Here is a 24,532-nt window from a genome sequence, read left to right on the forward strand (position 1 = left end):
TACGTCCTGCCGGCGATTCTAGCAGACCGGCGGAGACGACGTCAGGTCAAATGGCCCCGACGACAGTTAGATGCGCCGGACCGGCAGATGTTTCCGAATCCCCCCATCAACGCACAAGCCGTGACGCATCTTCAGAATGCGTTACGGCTTGTGCCACGAGGCCGGGCTCTTTCATCGCTTGCGCGTCTACTGACCGCTGCTGACCGCCTCGGTGAACTTCGGATCGGAGATGACCTTCAGAATCGCCCGCTTCAGTGCGTCGCTGTAGGTCTCTTGATAGTTTGTCGCATTCTTGCTTTTGCCGTAGTTACTGCCGTCTCCGGAGCCGACTCCCTGCCACAGCACCTTGCCCGTCGGATCGACGACCTTCAGGCGGATCTGAACGATCGCCTTGTAGGTGCCGCCTTCGGTGACGTTGAACTGGATCAACTCCGAATCGATCTGCCGCTGTGTGCTCGACACGTCGCCGGTTACTTCGAGTCCGGCGGTGGTCATCTCCTGCTTCAGGACGTCAGTAACAAAGTCGGCGGGTGTTTTGCCGGCAGCGTAGACGGGAATCGGGGTCTCGTCTTCGGTATTGGTGCCGATCGTCCGCGGATCGTTGCGGCTGTCCACCGTCGGCGACAAGTACAGCTTCAGCGGCTGGCCGGTCGGTGTGCGGGTGACCGGCGAATCGGCCGATCGCGGCTTGTATTCCATCGGCACGTCGATCGACGAAACCTTGCTTCCCATCGAACAACTACCGGCGACATTGCCACCAAGGAAAACCGCGAGGCCGAGCGTTCCAAGAACGCCGCGGATCACCCGGCGACCCGCGAGACATCGAAAAACCGTTGAGAACGTGGACATGTGTTGCTCCTTTGCGAAGGAATCTCGCGGCTGACGTTTGTGTCACGCCGCCAATTGCAATGAACGGCAGATCTTGACCTGGAATCCAACATCTGACATTCGAGCTCTGGGAGCTTCAGATTTGCGACTCCGGATCTGAGACGATGCGATTGTACCTCAAGCTTGTGATAACCCCTCGGGTAGGGGATGGTCAACGTGACCCAGGTCGTTCCGCGGACGGTTCGCCTTTCGCAGGTAACGCAACCTGCATGTAGCCCTTAGGCTTTTGGTCGACGAATGAACGCGGACCGCAAAGCCTTTGCTGAGCGGTAGTCAGCCTTATCATGCCGCTACCGATGACCGAATCGATCCTGATCGCCGTCGCCTCGGGTACCGCCGCGCTGAGCGGTATTGCCGCATACGGCACCTTCGTACCCTCAAGCCAGCTCTGGGGACGGGTGATCCTGCGCGGGCCGGCCGGTGGCGAACCATCGGTCGCCCTGACGTTCGACGACGGCCCGACACCTGGGCCAACTGAACGCGTGCTCGATATTCTGGGTACTGCGGGCATCAAGGCGACGTTTTTTGTCATCGGTGCGAACTGTCGCCGGGCACCAGCGCTGCTTCAGCGGATTTATGCCGAGGGGCACCTGGTCGGCAACCACACCTTCGACCATTCCCACTACGGCTCCTGGGGGATGCAGCGCTACTGGGACCGCCAGCTCCGCCAGACCGATGAGGCGATCGCCAGCATCATCGGCGTCAGGCCCGCGATGTTCCGCCCGCCGATGGGCATCAAGCAATTCCACACCATGCGGGCGGCGAGAAAAGGCGGCCAGCAGGTGGTCGGCTGGACGCGCAAGGCCCGCGACGGCGTCGCGACCACTTCGGCCGCCATCCTTGACCGCCTGGCCGAGCCGACGTTAGCCGGCGACATCCTTTTGCTGCACGACGGGATTGAACCCAACTCTCCCGGCCGCGATCCGCAGCCGACGATCGACGCCCTGCCAATACTCATCAGCCGACTGAAAGACCGCGGGCTCAGGATGCAGCGGTTGGACGAACTTCTACAGGTGCCGGGGTATCAAGCGCCGGTGCCGCTTCGCTGACCGGTATCCGCCGAAGCAGCGCATCGGCGACGAAGAACACGACGAACATCGTGCCGATGCCGACGACGACCGAGCCGATCGCCCAGTCGATAAAGAACCAGCTTCCCAACTTCATGAAACCCGCCCAGCCGTCCCACATCGGGGCGAAATCCTGGGGCGGCGGGATGTGCCCGAACCGCACGATGTGCCCCAGGCCGACAGCGAGCATCGCAAGGACGATCCCAACCGGCGGGCAGGCGACCTGTGTGCCCAGCACCATCGCCAGCGGGTTGAGATGAAGGCGCTTGGCACCGTACAACGCGAGGATCGCGTGCAGCCCGTAAAGCGGCAGGCAGCCGATGAACGCACCAATCGCCAGTCCGCCGGCGGCGGCGGTGCGCTTGAAGCCCTCGGGGCGGTCCTGGCGGATCTGCCGCCAGGCGTCGCGCGGGCTGAGCCAGTTCAGCACGCGCCGCCAGTGCGGCGTCGGCGCGGCAGGCGCGGCGGCATCGGACTCGGCCTCTGCGACACGATCGCGAATGCCGCCGAACGGTAGCAATCGGCGACCGACCAGCCGAGCGTGCATGAACGCTGCCCGCATGGAGTCCACCCACGGCCTAAAGTGGCTCACCCGTCGCTCGCCGGCGAAGTAGGTACACAACGCAGGCATCTCGGCGATCGACCGCCCCGCCCAACCCGCGCGGACGATGATCTCGGTCTCAAACCCGTACCGCCCGGCGCGGCACTTGAGCAGTTCCGGCATCGCCAGCGGGTAAACGCGCAGTCCGCACTGGCTGTCGGCGACGCGCAGGCCCGATTCCATGTAGATCAGCAGGTTCGCCGACCGCCGACCAAGCCGGCTGCGCCAGGGGTAGTCGGCGGCAGACGCGTCGCGCACGCCGAGCACAAGTGATTCGGGATTCGCCCGTGCCAGCTCGAACATCTGCGGAATCTGCTCGGGCGAAAGCTGGCCGTCGGTATCGATCGATAGTGCGTGCGTGAAACCGAGCTTCTTGGCCAGTTCGAATCCGGTTCGCAACGCGGCGGCCTTACCGCGATTTTTCTCGTGCGTCTCGATATGCCGCGGGAGATTCCCGGGATGATCGAGCCATTGTTCCAGGATCGCCGCCGTCGAATCGGTCGAGCCGTCGTTCACCGCGATCACGGCGACGCCCTGCGCGTCGACCCGCCGCAGCACGTCCAGAAGCGTGCCGGCGTTGTTGTAGGTCGGGGCGATGACGACCGGCTTAAACTCCATCCTGCTCCTCTAATCCAACATGACCGGGCTGCGCTGCAACGTCCGCACGCCGCGGCCCAAACGAGACGCGGCTGCCGGGTGTCTTGTTCCGCGGCGAAAGACCCGCAGTATACTCCCAAACTGTGTCACGGCTCAGTCCCAACTTCTACCGGCTATGTCATTTCGGTGGCCGGTTCACTTTTTTCTGCACCATGAACCTGCGCGTCCTTCGGGCGCACCTCGCCGAACGCGACGGACCGTACGTACTGGCCGTGAGCCATCTCAGTCACATCGAGCCGTTTATCGTCGCAACTTCCATGAAGCGGCAGATCGATTTTGTCGCACGGGTCGAGTTCTATCGCTACCGCGTACTGGCCTGGACGCTAAAGAAGCTCAATGCGATCAAGGTCATCCGCCAGGGCGTCGCGGCCAATACGGTGCGGACCGCCCTTGATAGACTCAGAATCGGCCGCATCGTTGGGATTTTCCCCGAAGGGGGCGTCACCCGGGGTGAGGCGAGCGTGTGTCTCGGCGGGCCGATCAAGCTCGGTGCGGCGCTGATCGCCTGTCGGGCCGGCGTGCCGATCATTCCTTGCGTCATCGTGGGAACTCACGAACTTAACCGCGTCGGACCGTGGCTGCCTTTCAAGCGGGCTCATGCCTGGATGGCGTTCGGAGAGCCCATTGCTCCCATAAGCCCCGGCTCAACCAGGACGAGCCGCAAAGCCGCCTACGCCGAAATGGGACGACAAGTTCAGCAGGGCATGATGTCGCTCTATCGCGAGTTGTGCGATACCTACGACCTGCAAGGGATGGCCGGCGAAACGTACGCCGAACCCGCGACGGCTTCGCGTCCACATTCACCGTTGGCTCCGGCAAACGGCAACGCATCGTCGGCCGCCTGATGTGCGACTTCACTTGATGTGCGACTTCACTTGATGTGCGACTTCACTTGATGAGTCTTTCGACCTGATGAGCGATTCCACCTACCGCACAGTCGTCGCCATCTGCTACCCCGCGTTCTGGGTATCGGGCCGTCCCGTCGTCATCGGCCGGAAAAACATGCCGCTGACCGGCCCGGTCATTCTCGCCCCAACCCACCTGAGCCATTACGACGTCCCCCTGCTGATGGCCGAAACGCCGCGCAACATCGACTTCATGAGCGTGGTCGAGTTCCTGAGCGTGCCGTTCGTCGGCCGGCTGTTCACGGAGATGAACTGCTTCTTCCTCGACCGCGGTCGTGTCGATCTGAAGTCCGTCCGCACCGCACTTGACCGGCTGAAAAAGGGTCGGCTGGTGAGCATGTTCCCCGAAGGACACATCCGCGAATTCGACGATTCGATCATCCACGGCAGGCCGTTTAAGCCGGGCATCGCCCGCCTGGCCTACCTGTCAGGCGCACCGGTGGTACCGTGCGTCGTCCTAGGCGGCGACCGATTCAAGAAGCCGTCCGCCTGGCTACCGCTGATGCGTACGCGCTACGGGGTTAGCTTCGGGCAGCCGCTGTCGGCAAGGGCCGAACTGCCGGAGCGTGAAGCGGTTCAGGATCTCGTCCAGCGGCTGGGCGACGCCTACCCGAGGCTCTACAAAACCCTCTCGGCTGCGATGGATCGGAAACAGCTCGGCCGGACGCCCGGCTGAACCAGAGGACGGCCGGCCAGCGACTGCTGCCGGCGTCATGATGCATCCAGAATGCCGTCAATACGCCGACAGCTGGAAGGCCTTCCACAGACCTACTTCTTCACTTTCACCAGCGTGATGGTGACTGTTCCGCCTTCGGTGCTTTCGCCTGGGGCGAATGCGGGCTTGGCCGGCTTCAGGCGGTCGACGAGATCGGGGACGCCCGCGTCAACAAGTACCTGACGTGTCGCATCGAGGCGTTCCTGTCCCAGATCAAGCGCGGCGACGCGGGTACGCCTGGGAGCCTGCCGATCGGCGCCGGGTCGCATCAGGTCGTACAGGCGATCGAGCGCGTCTTCCGTGCGGCTCAGTTCCCGATCGATCACCCGCACGCGATCCACGGCATTGTCCACGTCCGGTCCGACGCTTACCGCCAGACGGGTTCGGGCCGACGCGGCGACATCGCCACGCAACTGCGTGAGCTCGATCTTTCGTTGCCGCAGCGAGGAGGCCAGCGCCGCGGCGTCGGCTGTGGTGGGGTTGGCACGCACCTCGGCAATGCTCAGGTCGCCGCCGCCCAGATCATGTTTGACGGAAATCGTCAGCTCCGGCTCCTTCTTCATTCGCTCGGCCAGGGCGCGCATCTTGGTCAGTTCAGCGGGCTCCAAACCGGTATAGCCGGCGGGAAACGCCAGCACGATCGGCACTTCGGGCTTCTGCTGGCCGGCGAAAATCGCGTCGAGTCCGATCGCGGAAGCGACCCCGGTAACGGCTTTGGCGGGGATCGCAGCAATTGCGTTGAGAAATATGCTACTGATCGCCGGCTGAATCTGCGCGCCAATACCGCCGACGCTGTATTTGCCGGCCGCATCCGGGGTGACTGTGACGCCCTTGACGGGAATGGTGATCGATTTGTCGGCCGCCTCAACCGCGCCGATCGCGATATCGAGCGCCGCCGGTAGCACCAGGTATTTGCTGATCGGGCCACCGGCCGGTTCGGTCACCGACAGGTCGGTAATCGCCGGGCGGGTATCGACCACAAAGCCCCCTTTGCCATCGCCGCGGAGGTCAAGCGGCATATCGAAGGTTCCATACGACAGCGCGATATCCTTCTGCTTTGCGAAACCGGCGAGGGATGCAAGTTCGAAGCCGCTGACGTTGACCTTCAGGTAACCGTCGGGTTTCGGATAAAGCGTGAGCTTGCCGCCAGCCGCAATCTGCGAGAACAGCTCGCGATCCTCACACTCGGGTGCCGGCGCGGTCGCTGGCTGCTGCTGGGCCGCCCCGCCAATCAGGTTGGCCACGCCGCCTACGGCACCGATGAGGCCTCCCTTGACCTTCTTCGGAACGGTCACCTTGCCCGCGTTCATGCTCGCAGAAAACCGAATTGGCCGGTCCTCCTCGTACATCGCCATGTTGCTGGCGTCGCGCACATCCACATCGAGCGACGTCAGCGGCAGCACGAACACCGGATCGACGCTCCGATCAATCACGCGGAAATCGATCCCGCTGACCGTGAACTTATCGACGCGAATCTCTCCCGCCGGCTTCACAACCGCCACCGCGGGCGCGGTCGCCGGCTGACTGGCGGCGGGAGCTTCGGCGACGGCGGGCTGCGTCTGGGCCGGCTGCGTTGACGCGACAGCCGGCTCAGTCGCCGGGCCAGTGGTGGGCTGGGTCGCCGGCGTAGTCGGCATCTTCACCAGCAGGCCGGCGATACGAATCCCTTCCTGGTCACGAACGACCTGCCCCATGGGCTTGGTCAGGTCGATCGACTTGATTCGCAGCGATGTCGCGATCTGCTTTCCGGCGTCGTCCTTCACCGGCCGGAACTTGGCGTCTTCAATGCGAATCTCGTCGAGCCCCAGAAGAATGTCGCCGTCCTTGATGGCCCGGAACTCGGTGTGGTGGACCAGTGCTTCGATATCGAAACCCTTGCTGAAATCCACGTCCATCGGCCCCCGCCGATCGACCTTCGCTGTTGCTTCGAGCTTCGTCTTGAACTCCCCGTCTTTCAGGTCGGCGGTGTCGATCAGCTCGCGGAGCTTCGGCGCAACAGCAAAAATGCCTTCGCCGTTGATCCCGTTCAGAATCACATCGGCGTTGACCGTCGGCTGCTGGGCAAACGGTGCGGTCGTGATCCCGACGTTGATCGAGCCGATTAGCGGGTCGACTTTGCCCGTCAATTGAAACTTCGCCGGCGGCTGGCCGGCCGGGTCCTTGCCGAGCATCACGAGCTTTTCCAACAGCCGGAATCGCAGATTGGCGACCGTCAACGGCTTGGTATCGGGCACCGAGTGGTCGATGTACCCGATCCGGCGGACGTTGAGGTCAAGCGTGTTGACGGTGATCAACGGCGGTGCTTTGCGGGCTTTGGCAACGGCGGCGGCAACATCGGTGGGTGCCGAGGTCGGCTGCGTCGCCGCCGCAACAGCCGGCTTTGTCGTCGCCACGTCGACAACCGCGGGTGCGGGTTCGACAGGTGCAACGGCAGGCGCGGCATCTTTCGCAGCGGGCAGCCCGACCGCCAGGCCCATCACGCCGATTGATCCATCCGCCGCCCGCACGGCATCCATCTCGAAGCCATTGAGCTGGACCTGATCAATGGTGACCGCCCCGCCGTCGGGATTGATTAGCGGCGCGACGATGCGGAACTGGTCGAGCTTCACGAATGACGGTCCGGCTGTTCCGTCGCGGTAATCGAGACCATTGACCAGCAGCCGGGCCTTCATGCCCCCGGCAGGCAACTGTTCAATCCCTGCGTCGATTTCAGTCGTCAGCCGGCCGTCCTTCAGACTGAAGGCCGTCCCCGCCGGCAGGTAGCCTGCCAATGCCGTCCCGCGCAGCCCGGCGACATCAATCTTCAGCATCACGGCCTGAGTCTTGGGATTGGCAAGCACCTTCCCGTTCACGGCGACGCTGTCGACGATGTCGTCGGCCTTGAAGGTGAGCTTCAAATCCGCCGGCGGGCCATCACGACCGAGCAGCAGAGCACCCAGATCGACATTCACCCGTGCAGTGGTGTTCACGGCGGTAGCCGCCGACTGATCGGAGAGTTGCAACGCGGCATCGGTCAACTTCAGACCGCCGAGCGCGATCGCGAAAGCTTCGGCCGCGGGTGCGGGTGCCGCGGGCGCGGGTGCCGCAGGTGCTGCGACAGCATCAGGGGCGTTCCCGGCGGCAACGGCGGCGGGCTGCGTCGCCGGAGTAGTAGACGCCAAAGGAGCGGCCGGCGGTTGGGCCGCTTTTGCCGGTGGCTTGATCCGGATTCCACCGGCTACGATCGCGTTTCCCTTTTCCAGCGTGACGGTCGCGCGCGGACGGGCGATCTCCACCACGCCGAGCGACAGCGTGCTCGGCGAAAACTCGATGTTGCCGAGCTTCACGCGGTCCACGCCTGCAAGCTCGGTCTGCCCGTCGGAGTAAACGACGTCTTCAATCGCGAGCGACGCCTTGATGCCTTTGTCCGTTTTTCCGAGCGACGTCTTCACGTGGGCGAGTAACGCGCCGTCCTTTAAGAGCGGTTCAACGCCAATCGTTTTTAAATACCCCGCGATCCCCGATCCGGTGATGCCCTGCCCGGTGAACAACAGGTCCGCTTTCAGCGAACCGGGGGTCGATGTGAGCGAACCTTCCATCGCCAGCTTCTCGGCGATGTTCGGGGCGACGAGCCAGCCCTTGATCTTGCCGGGCTTGGTCGCCGGTTCGAGGTCCTCCAGATCGAACGAGAAATCGGAGATTTCAAATCCCGCGTCGCCGATCGCCACGCTCGACGGCGGTACCGCAGCCTCGTCGTCGAAGCGGACGGCAACGTCTTTCCAGGTGAACTTGCCGAGTTCGAACTTGGCGAGCTTGAGCTCGGACGGTGCGCTTTCGGGCTGCTCCTTCCGTCTCGGGTACGGCGTTGCCGCCTTGGTACGGAAGCCGAATCCGGAGAACGCCCCGTCCTTCTCCCGCTTGAAGGCCAGCGTCGGGCCAGTGATCTCGATCTCTTCGACACGCATCACGCCGTTCTTCGGATTCACGGCAATGCCGGAGAACGAGACGTTCTTCATCCCGAACAATTCGTCGCCGTCCTGGAAGCTGATACCGCCCAGAACCGCCTCGGCACCGACCTTTCCAGAAGGATCCACCGTCGCGGACGCGGCGAGGTTCGCGGTAAACGAGCCGTCCTTGAGCGTGGAATCCAGCCCCGCGAAATCGAGGTACGGCTGGAGGATCGTCGGCTCGATGCCACTGACGTCCAACGCCAGATTCAGCGTACGCTTCTGCGCGAAGGGCCTGGCCGTTCCGTTGAGCTTGATCGCCCGTACAACGCCAGGCGACTTGAACGCGCCCGCGATCTTGATTTGCGCGTCGGGCTTAGCTGCGTCAAAGACAATATCGTTGACGCTAAGCCAGTCGACTTCGAACGACATCTTTTCCGACTGGGGGACGAACTGATCCTGAAACGACAAGCTGACGTTCTTTAGCAGCAGTTGATCGAGCGACACACGCGCAGTCGAGGGGACCAGCTCCGCAGTCACTGCCGGTCCGGTCGCCGGTGCGGCCGGCCCGGCTGCCGCCACAGGGGCGGATGGTTTGGTTGCGGGTGTCGCGACGGGGATAAGTTCCATACCCGCCGCGACGATGTTTCCTTCGGCGTTGCGGCTGGCGTTTGCCCGGACGCCGTCGATCAGGACGCGTGACAACTGCATGACGCCGAACTTCGCGCTTGCCAGGTCGATCTCGAACAAGTCGCAGGCTGCGGCTTCCTTGCCGTCCGACAGCAGCGCCAGGTTCTTCAGCTTCACCGTGCCGCCGACGTATTCGGCAGGTTTCGGGTTGGCAGGGAAGGCGGGATTTTCCGGTTGCGATGCCGGTGTGGCCGGCCGCGTCGCCGAAGCACTGGTCGCGACCTGAGTGGCCGACTTCGGCTGGGTTGCCGCCGCGATCGCCGTCACCGCCGACATGACCGATGCCGGCGACGCGCGGACGGTACCGCTGGCCGTCGCGGAAAGGTCATATGCGACCGGCCGGATACCCAGCGGTTCGAGGTACTGCGCAACCGACCGAAGGTGCAGGCCTTTGAGCCCGACGCGCACATCGGCATCGATTGACGCCCCGGCAACGCGGCCCTGACCCTCTACCGTCAGGGCGTCGAGCACCGGATCGGAGTAGAGATTCAGATAGAACTGCGTCGGCCGCTCACTGGACCCGACATCGTCGACGCGCACGTCAAGCTGGACCATCGCCTTGAGTGGCGGGGACAGGCTTTTGTCGGTCAGGTGGACGCGAAGGTGCTGCAGGCGGAACCCCTCGACGTATGCCGGCGAGGTCAGGTCGATCTGGGTGGAGGTGGCGACCTCTTTGACGACCTTTTTCTCCACCTGCACTGTTTTGGGCGCGTTGAGCAGGTCGCCCAGGACGTTCACGTTGCCGTCTGCTTCGCGGGTGAGGTTCAGGTCAACGCCGTCGGCTTCGACGCGCCACACTTCGAGCCTGCCGATGAGCAGTTTGAGCGGGGAGATGGTGGCACGAACATAGTTCGCCGAAGCGAACACCTCACCGGACTTCTGTGATTTGAACTCGATACGTCCCAGACCCACGTCGCCACTCAGCATGCTAAGTCGGAGCTGCGAGTACTCGGCATTGAGGCCGAAGCCGGCTGCGACCTTGTTGAGCACGATCGGGAATGCCACCTGCACGGCGATCCGAATGACCAGACCGACGATCAGCAGGAAGAGGAAAGCCAGCCACAGCCGCCGCTTCCAAGTTCGCCGCTTCTTCTTCGGCTTCTGCGGCGTGGGGACCGGCTCTGGAGCTGGAGCGTCGGACGCCGAATCCGCACCGGGTTTCACTTCCGGCTGTTCGCCGGGGTCGAGGGGATCGACTCTCGATTCAGACATATCGTGCTCCGGGGCAACAAAAGTAGATGACGTACAAAAACAGAAACCTGGCAAGAACGCCGGCTGCGACAACCGGGCCGTGTCGTCACAACAGGAGTTCGAAGATGCGACCGTCCGTGGCAGCGGCGGACAGGTCGCAAAAGGCGTTCGGCCCGCTCAACCGGGGCTACGGCTTGGCCGGCGCTGTGGCCGGACCGGCAGCAGCAGCCGCCATCCCTTTTTCCAAGGCGATCCGGCGTTCCTTCGGTGTGCCGAGGGGATCGAATCCGGCCGGAGCGCGTCCCCGCGCCCGAAGCCAGTCGAACGCCCGCACGCGAGCCGACGGAGAGCTGTCTTCCAGGTAGATCAGGTTTTCGGCGAGCAGTCGGTTGTCCAGATCCTGCCGTGAACCCAAGTTTCGTGAGACTTCCTCAATCGAAGCCACATTCCGACCCGCCTCACCGGCATGGTTGGCGAGCACTGCCGACAACTCCGGCGGCAACTTTCCCTCATTGAACAGTTTTCCGAGCAGCTCGAACGAGGCCTTGTCCAGCAGCCAGCCCACGGCAGAAGCATCGCCCGGCCCGCCGGCGACGCCCGCGTTGAGCGCGCCATCGAGTGTCGCCTTGCCCTGCTCGGCGAGCTTGGCGAGCACGCTGTCATCGGCGACGAGCGCCACGTCTTCACAGAGTCGGGCACCGGTCTGCCCGGCCAGGTAGACGAGCGTCGGCCGCAACCGGCTTGCCGACGACAGCGACTCCGATGCCGCCCGTAACGCGGCCGACTCGCTGCGTCCGAAAGGCAGTGTCGTCGGACGTCGGGCGGCAAGTTCCGCCGACTGTTTGATCTGCTCCATGCCCGACGACAGCGCTTCGAGGTGTTCGGCGGATGCGTCTCCGGGACCAATCTCGATCGCGACGGCGATGGCTTTGCCGCTCGCGGCATCGAACGACATCGGCACGACGATCGCCAGCGACTGTTTACCGGTCACTTCTCGGTCAATGATCGCAATTTCGCGCTGTGCCCACTGCACGGGCGGCGGTAGCGGCTTGGGGGCGGCGGGCTTGGCACCGGGCGCGGGCTTGGTCGCCGATTCGGCAGCCTCCTGCGCGTCGGCCGACACTTTCGTAGCGGCCAGGCCCTCGATCGCGACCGCGATCTGGACCGGCTGGGGCATGTCGGGGGTAAGCACGGTCACCGGTCGATACACGTAGATCTGCAGCGTTGCCGATGATTCCGTGCCGGCGATGTGAAGTTGAAAAGCATCTTTGGCGGTCGCTTCAAACACCGCCGAAACCCCACGCGGCACGGCGGCCCGCGCCGCAAAGAATGAGGTCGCCCGTCCCCGCGATGCATCGACAACGTCCGGCTGAAATCGGTCGGCGGCCTGCAAGGGTACGAACCGGGCCGTGCCGGTTAACCGTGACGACGCCAGCACCGGCGTGCCGAGCCGCGTCGCCGTGATCAGTCGCGCCTCAGAGCCGAGGGGTACGCCGACTGATGGAATGTTTTCCAGCGCCACGAACTGTACCTGCACTGCGAGCGCTTCGGCGGGCGGTGGAGCGGGTATGGTCTTGCTCGTCGGCCCCGAAAGTGGCGATCCGAAAAACTCAGACGACCGTGTCAGCGCCGAAGGCGCGGGCAACGGCGCGGGGACCTTATCGCGATCGGCATTGCCACAGCCCGACACCATCAAGGTCGCGGACACGGCAATCAACCAATAGGCCACTGGACCACTTCTGCCGAGCATATGACTTATCCCCGATCGGGAGAGGAACACAGATTAAGGCGCGATATCAAGTTGGGCTCGGATATTAGCCCGTCAACTTCACGCAATGCAAAGGGGGCCGTGGATTTAGAGCCCATTCGCGGGGAATCCCGATACATCGATCACGGTTGTGTGCTCTGCTCTACAGGACGCGTGACCGGCCGAGTCTGACTTCCGTTTCGAATCGGTGGCCGGTCGCGAAGCCAAATTGCGCCGATGGAATCAAACAGGTAGTCGCGTCGCCACCAATATCCCTCCGAACGCTGGCTTGGCGACGCCAGGTGATAACGGAAGGTGCGAACGCGCAAAAACGCGGGATTCTCTTCGAACGGCGCGCTGGCGATCAGTCCCACCACCGGCTTTCGCTGCTCAAGCAATCCCTTCAGGAGCGATTGAAACCAAAGTTGCTCCTTCGGATCGCCCCACCGCAAAGACCACATCAGCCAATCCAGGCGCGGCATATGAGGGGCCGCGACACGCGGCTCGCGGGTGATATCGCCCGGCTTGAACCTGAACTCGTAAGGACGCCAGTTCACGCCGTCGCGGCTGGCTTCGATGATCATCTCGACCCGCTCCGATGGCATCACCCCGTAGATGCCGTAGCTGTTGACGATGCGCCATGGACGCAAGCCTCGGACGACCGGCTCGGTCAACGCGAGCACCTCCGAGCCCAAAAGCGCCCGCGGCAGCAGCTGGACGACGCTGACCGGGACCAACAAAACCGCGATCAGAACAGGCACCGCTTTCGGCCAGCGCCAGTACGGCGTCGCATCGGTTGACGCGACAAAACGGCTGGCTGTTCGCGGCGATCCCGATCGCATGATCCATCGGTACGGTGCAGCAAGCGATCGGGCGATCCAGTGCCAGGCGGCGTCATCAAGGAGCGACAGGCAGAGCACCAAGGCGAGGTAGTTGAGGAACCCGTAGTTTCCGGTCGCCAGAATGAGCACCTGCACCGCCGCCAGCGGAAGGCACACGAGCCGGCGACCCCATCGCCCGAGCAGGATCGCGAAAGGAAGCACGAGTTCCGCGAACAGCAGTCCCCAGGTCGCCGCCGACAGCAGCCCGGCGGGCAATCGCGCGGCGTACCAACTGGTGAAGACCGGCAACGGCTGAATGACGAAGTACTTCAAAAGTGCAGTCCCGTCCCGCCAGGAAGGGTCCGCGAGCGTGATCTTCGCCAGTCCCGATCCGAACAGCAGACGGAACAGCAGCCACCAGACCAGCCACAGCAGCAGTCCTGATGGCTCGGCTTGTCGGTGGATCTTCAGCGACAACTGCCAGGGTGCGAGAAAGATCGCAAGGAAGCCGGTCTCGAGCAGCAGCGAATCCCACGGCGTATCGTCGAAGAACTGTTGCCCGCCGACCGCCACAGAAAGATAGAGAACGAAGCAGCCCAGGAGCATGGGTGCCTGCAAAAGGCCCAGTGCAACCAGGGTTGCCGCCATTGCTCCGCCCAGACAGATGGCGTCGATCGTTGCGTCGGAGTGGTCGACCCAGAGAAGCGTGGGGTATCGCCAAGCGAGCGAAGCAGGTTTGTCCGCGGGTCGAGATGCGAGGAACTCGTGAACGGGCAAAAGCCCCTGCCGCCCGATGAGCCCGTCGGCCTGCGACGCCATCGACAGAAACGCCGACAAGTAAACCAACGCCAGCCCGCGAAGAAAGATTTGCCGCGACAGCCGAAAGCTGAGCCGTTGCCGGCCGTCGTTGCGATCGGCAGGCGAGGCGATCGGCGAAGGTGTCGCGGTCGGTCGGTTCATCATAAGGAGAAATGCCGGGTGGCTGAGCAGACGGGGCGTAGCTTCGGCAACGGAGGGACGGCCGTATTAGGCAACCCGCAGCCGTGCTACCCATCCACCTCGCCGTTCCAACGCCTTGTCATCGTGCGAACAACACGCCGGCGGGATGACTGGTAGAGCACTATAGCTGAGGGTGCTGTACCGCCAAACCCGGTTGCCGTATGCAACCGTAAAGCCCGTCAAGGATTCGGTTGCGACCCGCCGGCCCTGAAACTATGCTTTTGGGCTGCAGGTCGCCCATCCCGGCGGAGCAGCGAACCTGGAAGCAGATCCCGATCGTTTGATCCCGAGTTGACCGAATACCAGGGTCCTTCGATCCGACCCCATACCTCTCTGGAGTAGAGTCCATGTCGCAGAAGATGAACCGTCGTGACATCCTTAAAGGCGCGGCCGCGGCCACTGCCGGATATTGGGTTCTGGGTCGCCAGACCATGGCGCAGGAACTGTCCAGCAAAAGCCCCAACGAGAAGGTCAACTTCGCGTCGATCGGCATCGGCGGCAAGGGAGACAGCGACTCTGAGCACGTCGGCAAGCTCGGCAACCTCGTCGCGATTTGCGACGTCGACACCGACCGCCTCGGCAAGAAGAACGAGAAGTACCCCAAGGCCAAGGCGTTCACCGACTTCCGCGAGATGTTCGACAAGATGGGCAAGGAGTTCGATGCCGTCACCGTCTCCACGCCCGACCACACCCACGCCGTCGCGACGATGATGGCGATCAAGGCCGGCAAGCACGTCTACACCCAGAAGCCGATGACGCACGACGTCTCGGAAGCCCGCGCTCTTCGCCTGGCCGCCAAGGAAGCCAAGGTCGCCACACAGATGGGCAACCAGGGCACTGCCAGCAGCAAGCTCCGCGAAGGCGTCGAGCTGATCCAGGCTGGCGTACTTGGCGACGTGACGGAAGTCCACATCTGGACCAACCGCCCCGTCTGGCCGCAGAGCCCCACGATCACGACCCGCCCCGAAGTCGCCCCCGTCCCGGCGAACCTCAAGTGGGACCTCTGGCTCGGCACCGCTCCCTTCCGTGAATACGGCGCCAAGTTCTATCACCCCTTCAACTGGCGTGGCTGGTGGGACTACGGCACCGGCGCTCTCGGCGACATGGGCTGCCACACCGCCAACCTCCCGTTCATGGCGCTCAAGCTCGGCTACCCCAAGACCCTGGTCGGCTCCAGCGAAGAGCTGAACAAGGAGACCTACCCCGCCTGGGGCCGGGCCGACTACGAATTTGACGCCCGCGGTTCCATGCCCCCGGTTAAGGTCAGCTGGTACGAAGGCAAGAAGGACGGCAAGCTCGTCCACCCGCCGGAAGAACTCGTGAAAAAGGTTCTCGAACAGGCCGGCGTCAAGGGCAAGGGCGGCGCGGCTCCTCAGCTCAATAACAGCGGCTCGATCATCGTCGGTTCCAAGGGCATGCTCTACTCCCCCCACGACTACGGCGGAGCCTGGGTTCTGCTGCCGCAGGAACAGTTCAAGGACTACAAGGCCCCTGCCCAAACCCTGCCCCGCAACGATAAGGGCGACGAAGGCCAGAAGGCCGAGTGGGTCGCTGCGATCAAGGGTGGCCCCGCCGCCCTGTCGAACTTCGACTACGCCGGCATGCTCACCGAGTTCATCCTGCTGGGGAACATCGCGATTCTCGGCAAGGGCAAGAAGCTCGAATGGGACGGCCCGAACATGAAGTTCACCAACGCCCCGGAGATGGACCAGTACCTCAAGCGCACCTACCGTGCCCCCTGGACCCTCTAAAACTCGCGGCCTTCATCGCACGCGAGCGCAATTCAGACTTCAGCCCGCGCCGGACCCGTCCGGCGCGGGCTTTTTTGTGTGTTGGGCTGATCGCACCGCGATTTGACATCGTTCGACGTCATTCGAACGCGCTTCACGGGATCTCGCCTTATGGTTAGCCGTGACGCGTAGCGGAGCGGTGCGCGTCGTGCGGCCCGATCCTCTGCCGGGCAGGATCCTGTCGGAAGACTGCGATCGCCGCAACGCGGCCATGAAAAGCGGTTGAATAACTACACTTCTGGCTCATTTGTTCAAACTTGACAGCACTGTAATCAAGTCACCGACGTCCCACACCGATCCAACTATGTCCAACCGTCTTTTCAGAACGGTCGCTTCAACAGTGGGGTCTAACGATGCTGGGTTGGTTTCACAGCCTCAAAGTCGCGCACAAACTGGCCCTGATCAGTTTTATCTTCGTGGTCCCTGACTCGCTGATGCTCTACCTGTTCATCACGAGCATCAACGAAAACATTGAGTTCGCCAAACTTGAAAAAGTGGGCAACGAATTCCAGCGCCCCGTCGAGCGCCTGCTGGATCTCGTCCCCCAGCAACGGCTCGACGCCCGGCGGTCGCCCGACGAGGCCGCCGAGGCACGCATGCGGGCACGGGCGAGCGAGATCGACGAGGCGTTCGCAGTCCTGGCCGAAGTCGATGCCCGGCTGGGGCAGACGCTCGATTTCAATCGCGAATCGCTCTCGAAACATCAGCGGCTCGGCTGCGATGCGACCAGCGTCCGGGCCGAGTGGGAGAGCCTGAAATCCGCTACGGCCCGAGATGAGATCACGGCGGCCGCTCGCGACCAGCACTACCTGCGGTTGATCGATCACCTTCGAGGCATGATCGCCCATGCCGGCGACATGTCGAACCTCATCCTTGATCCCGATCTCGACAGCTACTACATGATGGACGTCACGCTGATGGCGATCCCACAAACGCAGGATCGGCTCCATCGCGTCATGGCCGACGGCGAAGATCTCTTCCGTGCCAGAACCAATGAAGACATCGCCCGCTGCAAGGTGGCATTGGCGATCGATCTGGCCTTTCTCAAAATCGATGATCTGGATCGCATCACCGGCAGCATCCAAACCGCGTTGACCAGCGACAATCCACAATCGCGGGTACATCCCACCCTCCATGCCCGGATTCCGCCTGCGTTGCAGGCGTACACGAACGCCGCCACCCGCTTTAACGACCTGACCGCGCAACTGCACGGGGACGGGAACGTGCGGCCGACGCTCAACGAATACCTCGCCGCCGGCGAACAGGCCCGACAGGCTTCGTATCAGCTCTGGTCTGTCGCCGATGAAGAGCTCAACGGAATGCTGCAGAGCCGGATCGATTACTACGTGAATCGCCGGACTCGCAGCCTCGGCGTTGCCGCCTGCGCGTTGCTGGCGGCGAGCGTGCTCGTGACCTTTATCACGCGAAGCATCAGCCGCCCCCTCAAGAAGCAGGCAGAGCAGCTCCAGGCGATGAACCAGGAGCTGACACAGGCCCGTGCCAAGCTCGAAGAGCGCGTCGTCACCGCCGACGCCGCGCTGGTCAGAACGGAAGAGAAGTACAGAAAGATCTTTGAAAACGCGGTGATGGGAATCTTTCAAACCTCGCCGGACGGGAGGTACCGCAGCGCGAACCCGGCGATGGCGTGCATCTTCGGCTTCGATTCGCCGGAGCAGATGCTCGCCAACGACGCCGAAACCAATCGCCGGTGCTATGTCGATCCTGATACCCGGCTGCTATTCGAACAGTTGATGGCCGATCGCGGCCATGTATCGGACTTTCAGTCGGAGATTCGCACGCCCGATGGAATCCGCTGGATCAGTGAGAATGCTCAGACGGTTCGCGACGAGTTCGGGCAGACGGTCTACTACGAGGGAACTGTCGAGGACATCACCCAGCGCAAGCGGGCCGAGGCCGACGAACGACTGGCCAAGGAGAGCATCGAAGCGGCGCGAGCAGCCGCCGAAGACGCCCGTGCCGCCGCCGAAGCGGCCAGCACCGCCAAGAGCGACTTCCTGGCGACCATGAGCCATGAAATCCGCACGCCGTTGAACGGCGTGATCGGCATGGCCGACCTGCTTTCCCACACCCCGCTGACACCGCAACAGGCCCGCTACGCGAGCATCATCCAGTCGTCATCCGACGGACTGCTCGCGATCATCAACCAGGTCCTGGACTTCTCGAAGATTGAAGCCGGCAAGCTGGAGCTGTGCGAGCGCGACTTTGAACTTCCGTCGGCCGTGGAGGAAGTCGTCGTCGTTCTGGCCCAAAAGGCCGCGACAAAGGGGCTCGAGCTGGCATACCGGATCGACCAGGGCGTCCCGTCGAACGTCCGGGGCGATGACGACCGCCTCCGCCAGGTCCTCATGAACATCGTGAACAATGCCATCAAGTTCACGGCGAGCGGCGAGGTCGTGGTGCGGGTGACGGTGGACAAGGATGAAACCGCCTGTCTCGAAGACAACAACAGGGTAATGCTAAGGTTCGCCATCACCGACACCGGGCCGGGCATTCCCGCCGAACGTCTGCACCGGCTTTTCAAGAGCTTTTCGCAGGTGGATAGCTCGATCACGCGTCAGCACGGCGGGACCGGGCTTGGACTGGCGATCTCGAAGCAACTTGTTGAATTGATGGGAGGCCGGATTGGGGTCGAAAGTACCCCTGGCAAGGGTTCCACCTTCTGGTTCACAGTGGCGTTGTCGCTGCGGCAAAAGGCGGCGGTGAATGTTGCGGCATTCTCCCTGGCTGGCCGGCGTGTGTTGGTGGTGGACGACAACCTCACGCAATGCCAGGTCCTCCACGAGCAACTGCGAACGTGGGGCTTGGATGCCCACTACGCGACCGACCCGCGGATCGCGCTCGATATGCTCGCCGAAAGCGCGCGGCGCGGCACGCCGTTCGATCTGGCGATCGTGGACCTGAACATGCCCGTCATGGACGGCTTTGCCTTGGCCCGGGCCGTCCGTGGCAATAGGGAACTCGCAATGCTGCCACTGGTCCTGATGAGCGGCGTAGAGGCCTCCGGCGCTGCCGAGGAAAGCAAGCTGGGACAGTTCCTGACCAAACCCGTTCGGCAATCGGATCTGCTGGACGCGGTAATGAAAGCCCTGGCCCGCCCGGCGGATCTGCCGGCGGCCGTTCCTCCGACCGGTGCCACGGCACCGGCGCAGGACCGCAGCGCGATGCGCATCCTGCTCGCCGAGGACATGGAAGTGAACCAGTTCGTGGTCGTCGAGACGATCGCCCGTGACGGTTACACGTGTGACATTGCGTCGAACGGTCGCGAAGCGGTCGCCGCCGCTACGGCGAAGGAGTACGACCTGATCCTGATGGATTGCCAGATGCCGGAACTGAGCGGCTTCGAGGCAACCGCAGCAATCCGGGAGTTCGAGCGAACTCAGCGGCCCAATGGCGTTCGGGCGCGAATCATTGCCCTGACCGCCAACGCGGTGAAGGGAGATCGTGAACGATGTCTTGCCGCCGGGATGGACGATTACCTGACCAAGCCACTCGACCCGGTGAAACTGTTGCGAAGCATCGCATCGACCGAGCCGGCCGGTCCTGTCGAGATGACCGCCGGGCAGACCGCTCCGGCCGCCCGTGCAAACCCGATCGCGACAGCCGCCGCGACGTCGGCGGACCCAGTGAAAGCGGACGTCGAAGCCACCGTCGCCGGTGTGATCGACTACCACGATCTCCTGGCTCGGTGCGACGGCGACAAGAACATGATGGGACGACTGGCGCAGAAGTTCCACGCCAAGAGCGGGCAGATCTGGGTCGATCTGGAAGCCCGTTTCCGTTCCGGCGACGCCGAGGGAACCACGCGCCTGGCCCATGCGCTCAAGGGAACGGCAGCGAACCTCTCGGCCGGAAGGGTCGCGAAACTCGCCGAGGAACTCGAAGAGCTTGGCCGCTCGGCTGAACTGACCTCGGCGGAGGACGTTGTCCGGCAGCTGGGCCAGCAGATTGAACAGTGCCGGACGGCGCTGATGAGCCTTTCCGAATCGTGCAACGCCAGTCGCATGGCTGATTGCGGTGACGCAGCAGGCGTATCCACCTCGAAGGGGAAACTGTGAAAGTTCTGGTAGCAGACGACGACGACATCACGCTCGAACTGGTTGCGGCCATGCTCCGCCGCCGGGGGTACGAGGTGGACACCGTTTCCGACGGTCGTCAGGCCCTGGACATCCTGGCCAGCGGCAACCATCGGATCGTCATCTCCGATTGGGAGATGCCCAACCTCAGCGGCCCGCAGCTTTGCGAGGCCATCCGGGCGGCGGACTTCGGCGGATACGTCTACACGATTCTCCTCACAGGGCGGAACAAGAACGGCGACTCGGTCGCCGGGTTGAATGCCGGTGCCGACGACTTTATCACCAAGCCGGTCGACCCCGACCAACTCGCCGCCCGCATCCGCATTGCCGAGCGTATCTTGTCGTTCCAGACGCAGGATGTGACGATCTTCGCACTCGCGAAGCTCGCCGAATCACGTGACCCGGAAACGGGTGCCCACCTCGAGCGTGTCCGGAGCTACAGCCGGGTGCTTGCGGAATACCTGACGCGGACGTCCAAACATGTGATCGAAGGTACGGCGAACTACACGCAGCTGATCTACCAGACCAGCCCGCTTCATGACATCGGCAAAGTAGGCATTCCCGACCACGTACTGTTGAAGCCGGGTCGCCTCAGCGACGAAGAGTTCGAAATCATGAAATCGCACACCCTCCTGGGTGCGCGCACGCTCGAGGCTGCTCTCAAGGAGCACCCCGAGGCAAGCTTTCTGAGGATGGCGCTCGACATCGCGCTGACGCACCACGAACGGTGGGACGGAACCGGCTACCCGAACGGCCTCAAGGGAGAAGCGATCCCACTGTGCGGCCGGGTCGTCGCGCTGGCCGACGTCTACGACGCGCTGACCAGCAAGCGCGTTTACAAGGGCGCCTATTCGCACAGCGTCGCCAAGGCGATCATTCTCAAGGACTCGGGTATCCATTTCGACCCGGCGGTGGTGGATGCGTTCGTCGCCTGCGAATCCTCCTTCGTCCGAATCGCCGAGAAGTACCGCGACCACGACGTCGCAGCGGCGGCCTGAGCCGACAATTTCACGCCATCACTGGCAATCTCCATCTACCGCGCGTCGCCGGGGTCATTTACACTGTCGGCGGTGCGTCCGGGCGCTGAGGGGCGGGGCATTGCCGCCCGTTGCCGCATGGCCCTCCTCGGTCGCGTCACTTCTTTCAACCACCTGAGTGCTTCGGCTCAGGGTCCGGACGGCTCTTTTGGATGGAGATCTGACATGGGAACCCCCGCAAAGAACACAATCTGCCTGTGGTACAACCGCGACGCCGAGGAGGCGGCGCGGTTCTACGCCAGCGTCTTTCCCGATTCATCCGTCAGTGCGGTCCACCGCGCCCCCAGCGACTTTCCATCGGGCAAGAAAGGGGACGTATTGACTGTCCAGTTCACCGTGATGGGCATCCCCTGTCTCGGCCTCAATGGTGGGCCCGCGTTCAAGCAAACCGAGGCGTTCTCGTTCCAAGTCGCGACCGCCGACCAGGCCGAAACCGATCGCTATTGGAACGCGATCGTCAACAACGGCGGCCAGGAGAGCGAGTGTGGCTGGTGCAAGGACAAGTGGGGCCTGTCCTGGCAGATCACCCCGGTCGCGCTCACAAAAGCCTTCACCAGCCCCGACCCCGCCGTCGCCCAGCGGGCGTTCCAGGCGATGATGACCATGAAAAAGATCGACGTCGCCGCGATCGAAGCGGCGGTTCGGGGATGAGGGCGGCAATCTGTACGCCGAGTCGCGAGTCCCTTGGGTAGCTGGTGATCGCAGCGCAAGTAGGGTCCGCCTTGGCGGACGCGACCGGCCGGGTGAACACTTCCGACAAAGCAGACCCAACGTTACGAACCGGACAACCATCATGCATATGAAACTCGCTTTTGCAGGCCTCCTATTGCTCACATCGACCTCGGCCGTATCGATGGCACAATCCGCACCGGCCAAACCGCTGGCTTCGGCTCGGCCGGCGACGGTCCCGGCCATGCCTAAGGGCGTCGAGTTTCAGCCCGACGTCGCCTACCTGCCGGAGGGCCGATCGGAAAAGGCCGACCTCTACCTGCCCCAGAACCGGGCTCGCGACGTGCGGTCGCCGGCCGTCCTGATTATTCATGGCGGCGGATGGTCGGGCGGCGAAAAGCGGGCGGCGCGCGAGATCAACATCGGCACCACGCTCGCCCTGCACGGCTACGTCGGCATGAGCATCGATTACATCCTGGCCACCAACGGTAAGGTCACCTGGCCGCAGAACCTGCACGACTGCAAGACTGCCGTGCGCTGGCTGCGCAAGAACGCCGAGAAGCTGCAGATCGACCCCGACCGCATCGGCGTGATCGGCGGATCAGCCGGCGGGCACCTGGCGGCGATGGTCGCCGTCACCGGCCCCGGCGACGGCCTCGACCCCGCCGAGCCGTACGGCGACCTCTCGTGCAAAGTGAAGTGCGCCGTCGATCTCTACGGCCCGGCCGACCTGACCGACCGCCCGGAGATCAGGATGTTCGGCAAGAAGCTCGCCGAGGCGCCAGAGCTCTACAAGAACGCGTCGCCGGTGAGCCACTTGGATAAGAACGATCCGCCCATCCTCATCATGCACGGCACGGCCGACATGACCGTGCCGCTGGAACAGTCCAAGCTCTTCGCCGCCGCACTGGCCAAGGCGGGCGTGGAACATGAGTTGGTCATCGTCGAAGGCGCGCCGCACACGTTTCATCTGCAGCCGAAGCAGAAGGATCTGCGACCGATTGTGCTGGGGTTCTTTGATAAGTATTTGAAGGCGGGGAAGTGAAGGTAACCGTCCGCGGGTATGTGTTGTCCCGGCTTGATTCTGGGTGGCATGGGCAAGCGTACTCGCTTGCCCGTGGGGATCGCCGTCTGACGTTCGACACGGGCAACGGAGTACCGTTGCCCATGCCACCCGGTCTGAACGGTTGGTGCCACGGGTCGGCGGTACTCCGCAGACCCGTGCGTGGACAGGCGGTCGGCACGGGTCTCCGGAGTACCGGCGACCCGTGGCACCATATCGCAAACTACTTCCAGGACCGAGCACGACGGAGACGGTGACTTCATGCGAAACCTTAGACCTTCATTCCTGATTGGCATTCTCGTTCTCGTCGCGTCCGCCTCGTCGGCGATTGCCGCCGATGCGCCTCCCGTCGCGCCCCCCTACTACGCCGTCCGGTACGAGGCCTCGGACAAACCCGGCGAATTGGCGATGCCGGTCACTTACACCCTCTGGATCCCCGACGGCGTGAAGACCCTGCGCGGCGTCATCGTTCATCAGCACGGCTGCGGCAAAAGCTCTGGTCTGTCCGGGCAGACCGCGGCCTACGACCTGCACTGGCAGGCGCTCGCTCGCAAGTGGGACTGTGCCCTCCTCGGCCCGGCCTACTTTCAAACCACCGACAAGGACTGCCGCAACTGGTGCGATCCGCGCAACGGCTCGGACGCGGCGTTTCAGAAAGCGCTCGCACATTTCGCCGCCGAATCCAAGCACCCCGAACTGACAACCGTTCCGTGGTGTTTGTGGGGGCATTCCGGCGGCGGATTCTGGTCGAGCATCATGCTTACGCTGCATCCGGAGCGCATCGCGGCGATCTTCTTCCGCTCGGGGTCGGCGTACGCGATCTGGGAACGCGGCGAAATCCCCAAACCAACCCTCACGCCGCCGGTGTACGAGGTGCCGTTCATGTTCATCGGCGGTGTGAAGGAAGCGCAGGACAAGGTCCACGGCCCGCCACGCCTCGGCGACCGGGCGATGCTCAAGGCGTGGCGCGAACACGGTGCGCCCGGTGGGCTGGCGTCCGATCCGCTCAGCGGTCATGAGTGCGGCGATTCGCGCTATCTCGCGATCGCATTCTTCGACGCCTGCCTGGCCCAGCGACTTCCAGACGCCGGCGGCGCGTCGCAGAAGCTCAAGCCGATCGACATGAAGCTCGCCTGGCTGGCCGCGCCGGATTCGAACGAAGCAAAGCCCGCGGGCGTGTTCACGGGCGACAAGAGCGCCGCCCACTGGCTTCCCGATGCGGCATTCGCCAGGGCTTGGAGTTCGTACAACCAGACCGGCCGTCCGAGCGACACCACGCCGCCGCCCGCGCCGACGAACGTGCGCGTTAGCCCCGCGGGCGAGCTGACCTGGTCCGCCGTCGCCGATCTGGAGAGCGGGCTGGGCGGATTCATCATCGAGCGCGACGGCAAAGAGATCGCCCGCCTGCCGCCCAAGCCCATCGGCAAGATCGGAACGCTGTTGTTCCAGGGTTTAACGGGTGGCGATACCCCGATCGTCGCGATGCCGCCGATGGCGTTCAAGGACACGACCGCCGTGGCGGGCAAGAAGCATCAGTACGCCGTTCGAAGTGTGAACGGGGTGGGATTGGTTTCGCCGGCGAGTATGGCGGCTCCTGTGCCTTGATCTGAAGCCTGCCTGAAATCGGTCGCATCAACCGGGCAGTTCGATATGTCAGTTTTTCGAAAAATCT

14 protein-coding genes are annotated in these 24,532 nt (G+C 63.5%); 9 read left to right on the forward strand and 5 right to left on the reverse strand.

Features of this window, described 5'->3' with window-relative positions; translation table 11 throughout:
- Nucleotides 1–186: 186 nt before the first annotated feature.
- Nucleotides 187–849 carry a hypothetical protein gene (locus tag IPV69_RS08980; RefSeq protein ID WP_206294756.1) on the reverse strand — a complete coding sequence of 221 codons (663 nt, stop codon included), beginning with the start codon at nt 847–849 and terminating at the stop codon, nt 187–189.
- Between the two features lie 335 nt (nt 850–1,184).
- Between IPV69_RS08980 and IPV69_RS08985 the strand changes: the two genes are divergently transcribed.
- Entirely contained in the window at nt 1,185–1,937 is a 753-nt protein-coding gene (locus tag IPV69_RS08985) for a polysaccharide deacetylase family protein (RefSeq protein ID WP_206294757.1), read from the forward strand.
- Here IPV69_RS08985 and IPV69_RS08990 read toward each other — a convergent pair.
- Entirely contained in the window at nt 1,870–3,174 is a 1,305-nt protein-coding gene (locus IPV69_RS08990) for a DUF2062 domain-containing protein (protein WP_206294758.1), read from the reverse strand. The genes IPV69_RS08985 and IPV69_RS08990 overlap by 68 nt on opposite strands.
- Before the next feature lie 191 nt (nt 3,175–3,365).
- On the opposite strand from IPV69_RS08990, the gene IPV69_RS08995 reads away from it, so the two are divergent.
- Both IPV69_RS08995 and IPV69_RS09000 read left to right on the forward strand, forming a co-directional pair.
- The gene (locus IPV69_RS08995) at nt 3,366–4,058 is read left to right on the forward strand and encodes a lysophospholipid acyltransferase family protein (protein ID WP_206294759.1); all 693 of its coding nucleotides are present in this window, start codon (nt 3,366–3,368) and stop codon (nt 4,056–4,058) included.
- Between the two features lie 67 nt (nt 4,059–4,125).
- Entirely contained in the window at nt 4,126–4,794 is a 669-nt protein-coding gene (locus tag IPV69_RS09000) for a lysophospholipid acyltransferase family protein (protein WP_206294761.1), read from the forward strand.
- A gap of 92 nt (nt 4,795–4,886) precedes the next feature.
- Here IPV69_RS09000 and IPV69_RS09005 read toward each other — a convergent pair whose 3' ends face one another.
- The 3 genes from IPV69_RS09005 to IPV69_RS09015 all read right to left on the reverse strand — a co-directional run bounded on the left by IPV69_RS09005 (nt 4,887) and on the right by IPV69_RS09015 (nt 14,171).
- Nucleotides 4,887–10,661, reverse strand: coding sequence for a DUF748 domain-containing protein (locus tag IPV69_RS09005; protein ID WP_206294763.1), 5,775 nt, complete (start codon nt 10,659–10,661; stop codon nt 4,887–4,889).
- 166 nt (nt 10,662–10,827) lie between these two features.
- Nucleotides 10,828–12,348 carry a hypothetical protein gene (locus IPV69_RS09010; RefSeq protein ID WP_206294764.1) on the reverse strand — a complete coding sequence of 507 codons (1,521 nt, stop codon included), beginning with the start codon at nt 12,346–12,348 and terminating at the stop codon, nt 10,828–10,830.
- 182 nt (nt 12,349–12,530) lie between these two features.
- Entirely contained in the window at nt 12,531–14,171 is a 1,641-nt protein-coding gene (locus tag IPV69_RS09015) for a lipase maturation factor family protein (protein WP_206294765.1), read from the reverse strand.
- A gap of 383 nt (nt 14,172–14,554) precedes the next feature.
- On the opposite strand from IPV69_RS09015, the gene IPV69_RS09020 reads away from it, so the two are divergent.
- The 6 genes from IPV69_RS09020 to IPV69_RS09045 all read left to right on the forward strand — a co-directional run bounded on the left by IPV69_RS09020 (nt 14,555) and on the right by IPV69_RS09045 (nt 24,465).
- A complete protein-coding gene (locus IPV69_RS09020; protein ID WP_206294766.1) occupies nt 14,555–15,958 on the forward strand; it encodes a Gfo/Idh/MocA family oxidoreductase in 1,404 nt (467 codons plus the stop codon).
- 392 nt (nt 15,959–16,350) lie between these two features.
- Entirely contained in the window at nt 16,351–20,073 is a 3,723-nt protein-coding gene (locus IPV69_RS09025; RefSeq protein ID WP_206294771.1) for a hybrid sensor histidine kinase/response regulator, read from the forward strand.
- Complete coding sequence (locus tag IPV69_RS09030) at nt 20,070–21,089, forward strand: HD domain-containing phosphohydrolase (RefSeq protein WP_206294773.1); 1,020 nt, start codon at nt 20,070–20,072, stop codon at nt 21,087–21,089. The genes IPV69_RS09025 and IPV69_RS09030 overlap by 4 nt, the downstream gene beginning before the upstream one ends.
- Nucleotides 21,090–21,293: 204 nt before the next feature.
- Nucleotides 21,294–21,779 (forward strand): VOC family protein, encoded by a 486-nt coding sequence (locus IPV69_RS09035; RefSeq protein WP_206294774.1) that lies wholly within the window; start codon nt 21,294–21,296, stop codon nt 21,777–21,779.
- A 142-nt stretch (nt 21,780–21,921) separates the two neighbouring features.
- On the forward strand, nt 21,922–22,842 hold the full coding sequence (locus tag IPV69_RS09040) for an alpha/beta hydrolase (protein WP_206294775.1): 921 nt from the start codon (nt 21,922–21,924) through the stop codon (nt 22,840–22,842).
- A 279-nt stretch (nt 22,843–23,121) separates the two neighbouring features.
- Complete coding sequence (locus tag IPV69_RS09045) at nt 23,122–24,465, forward strand: hypothetical protein (protein WP_206294776.1); 1,344 nt, start codon at nt 23,122–23,124, stop codon at nt 24,463–24,465.
- Nucleotides 24,466–24,532: the final 67 nt, after the last annotated feature.

The sequence above is a fragment of the Humisphaera borealis genome (assembly GCF_015169395.1).
Classification (GTDB): Bacteria; Planctomycetota; Phycisphaerae; order Tepidisphaerales; family Tepidisphaeraceae; genus Humisphaera; species Humisphaera borealis.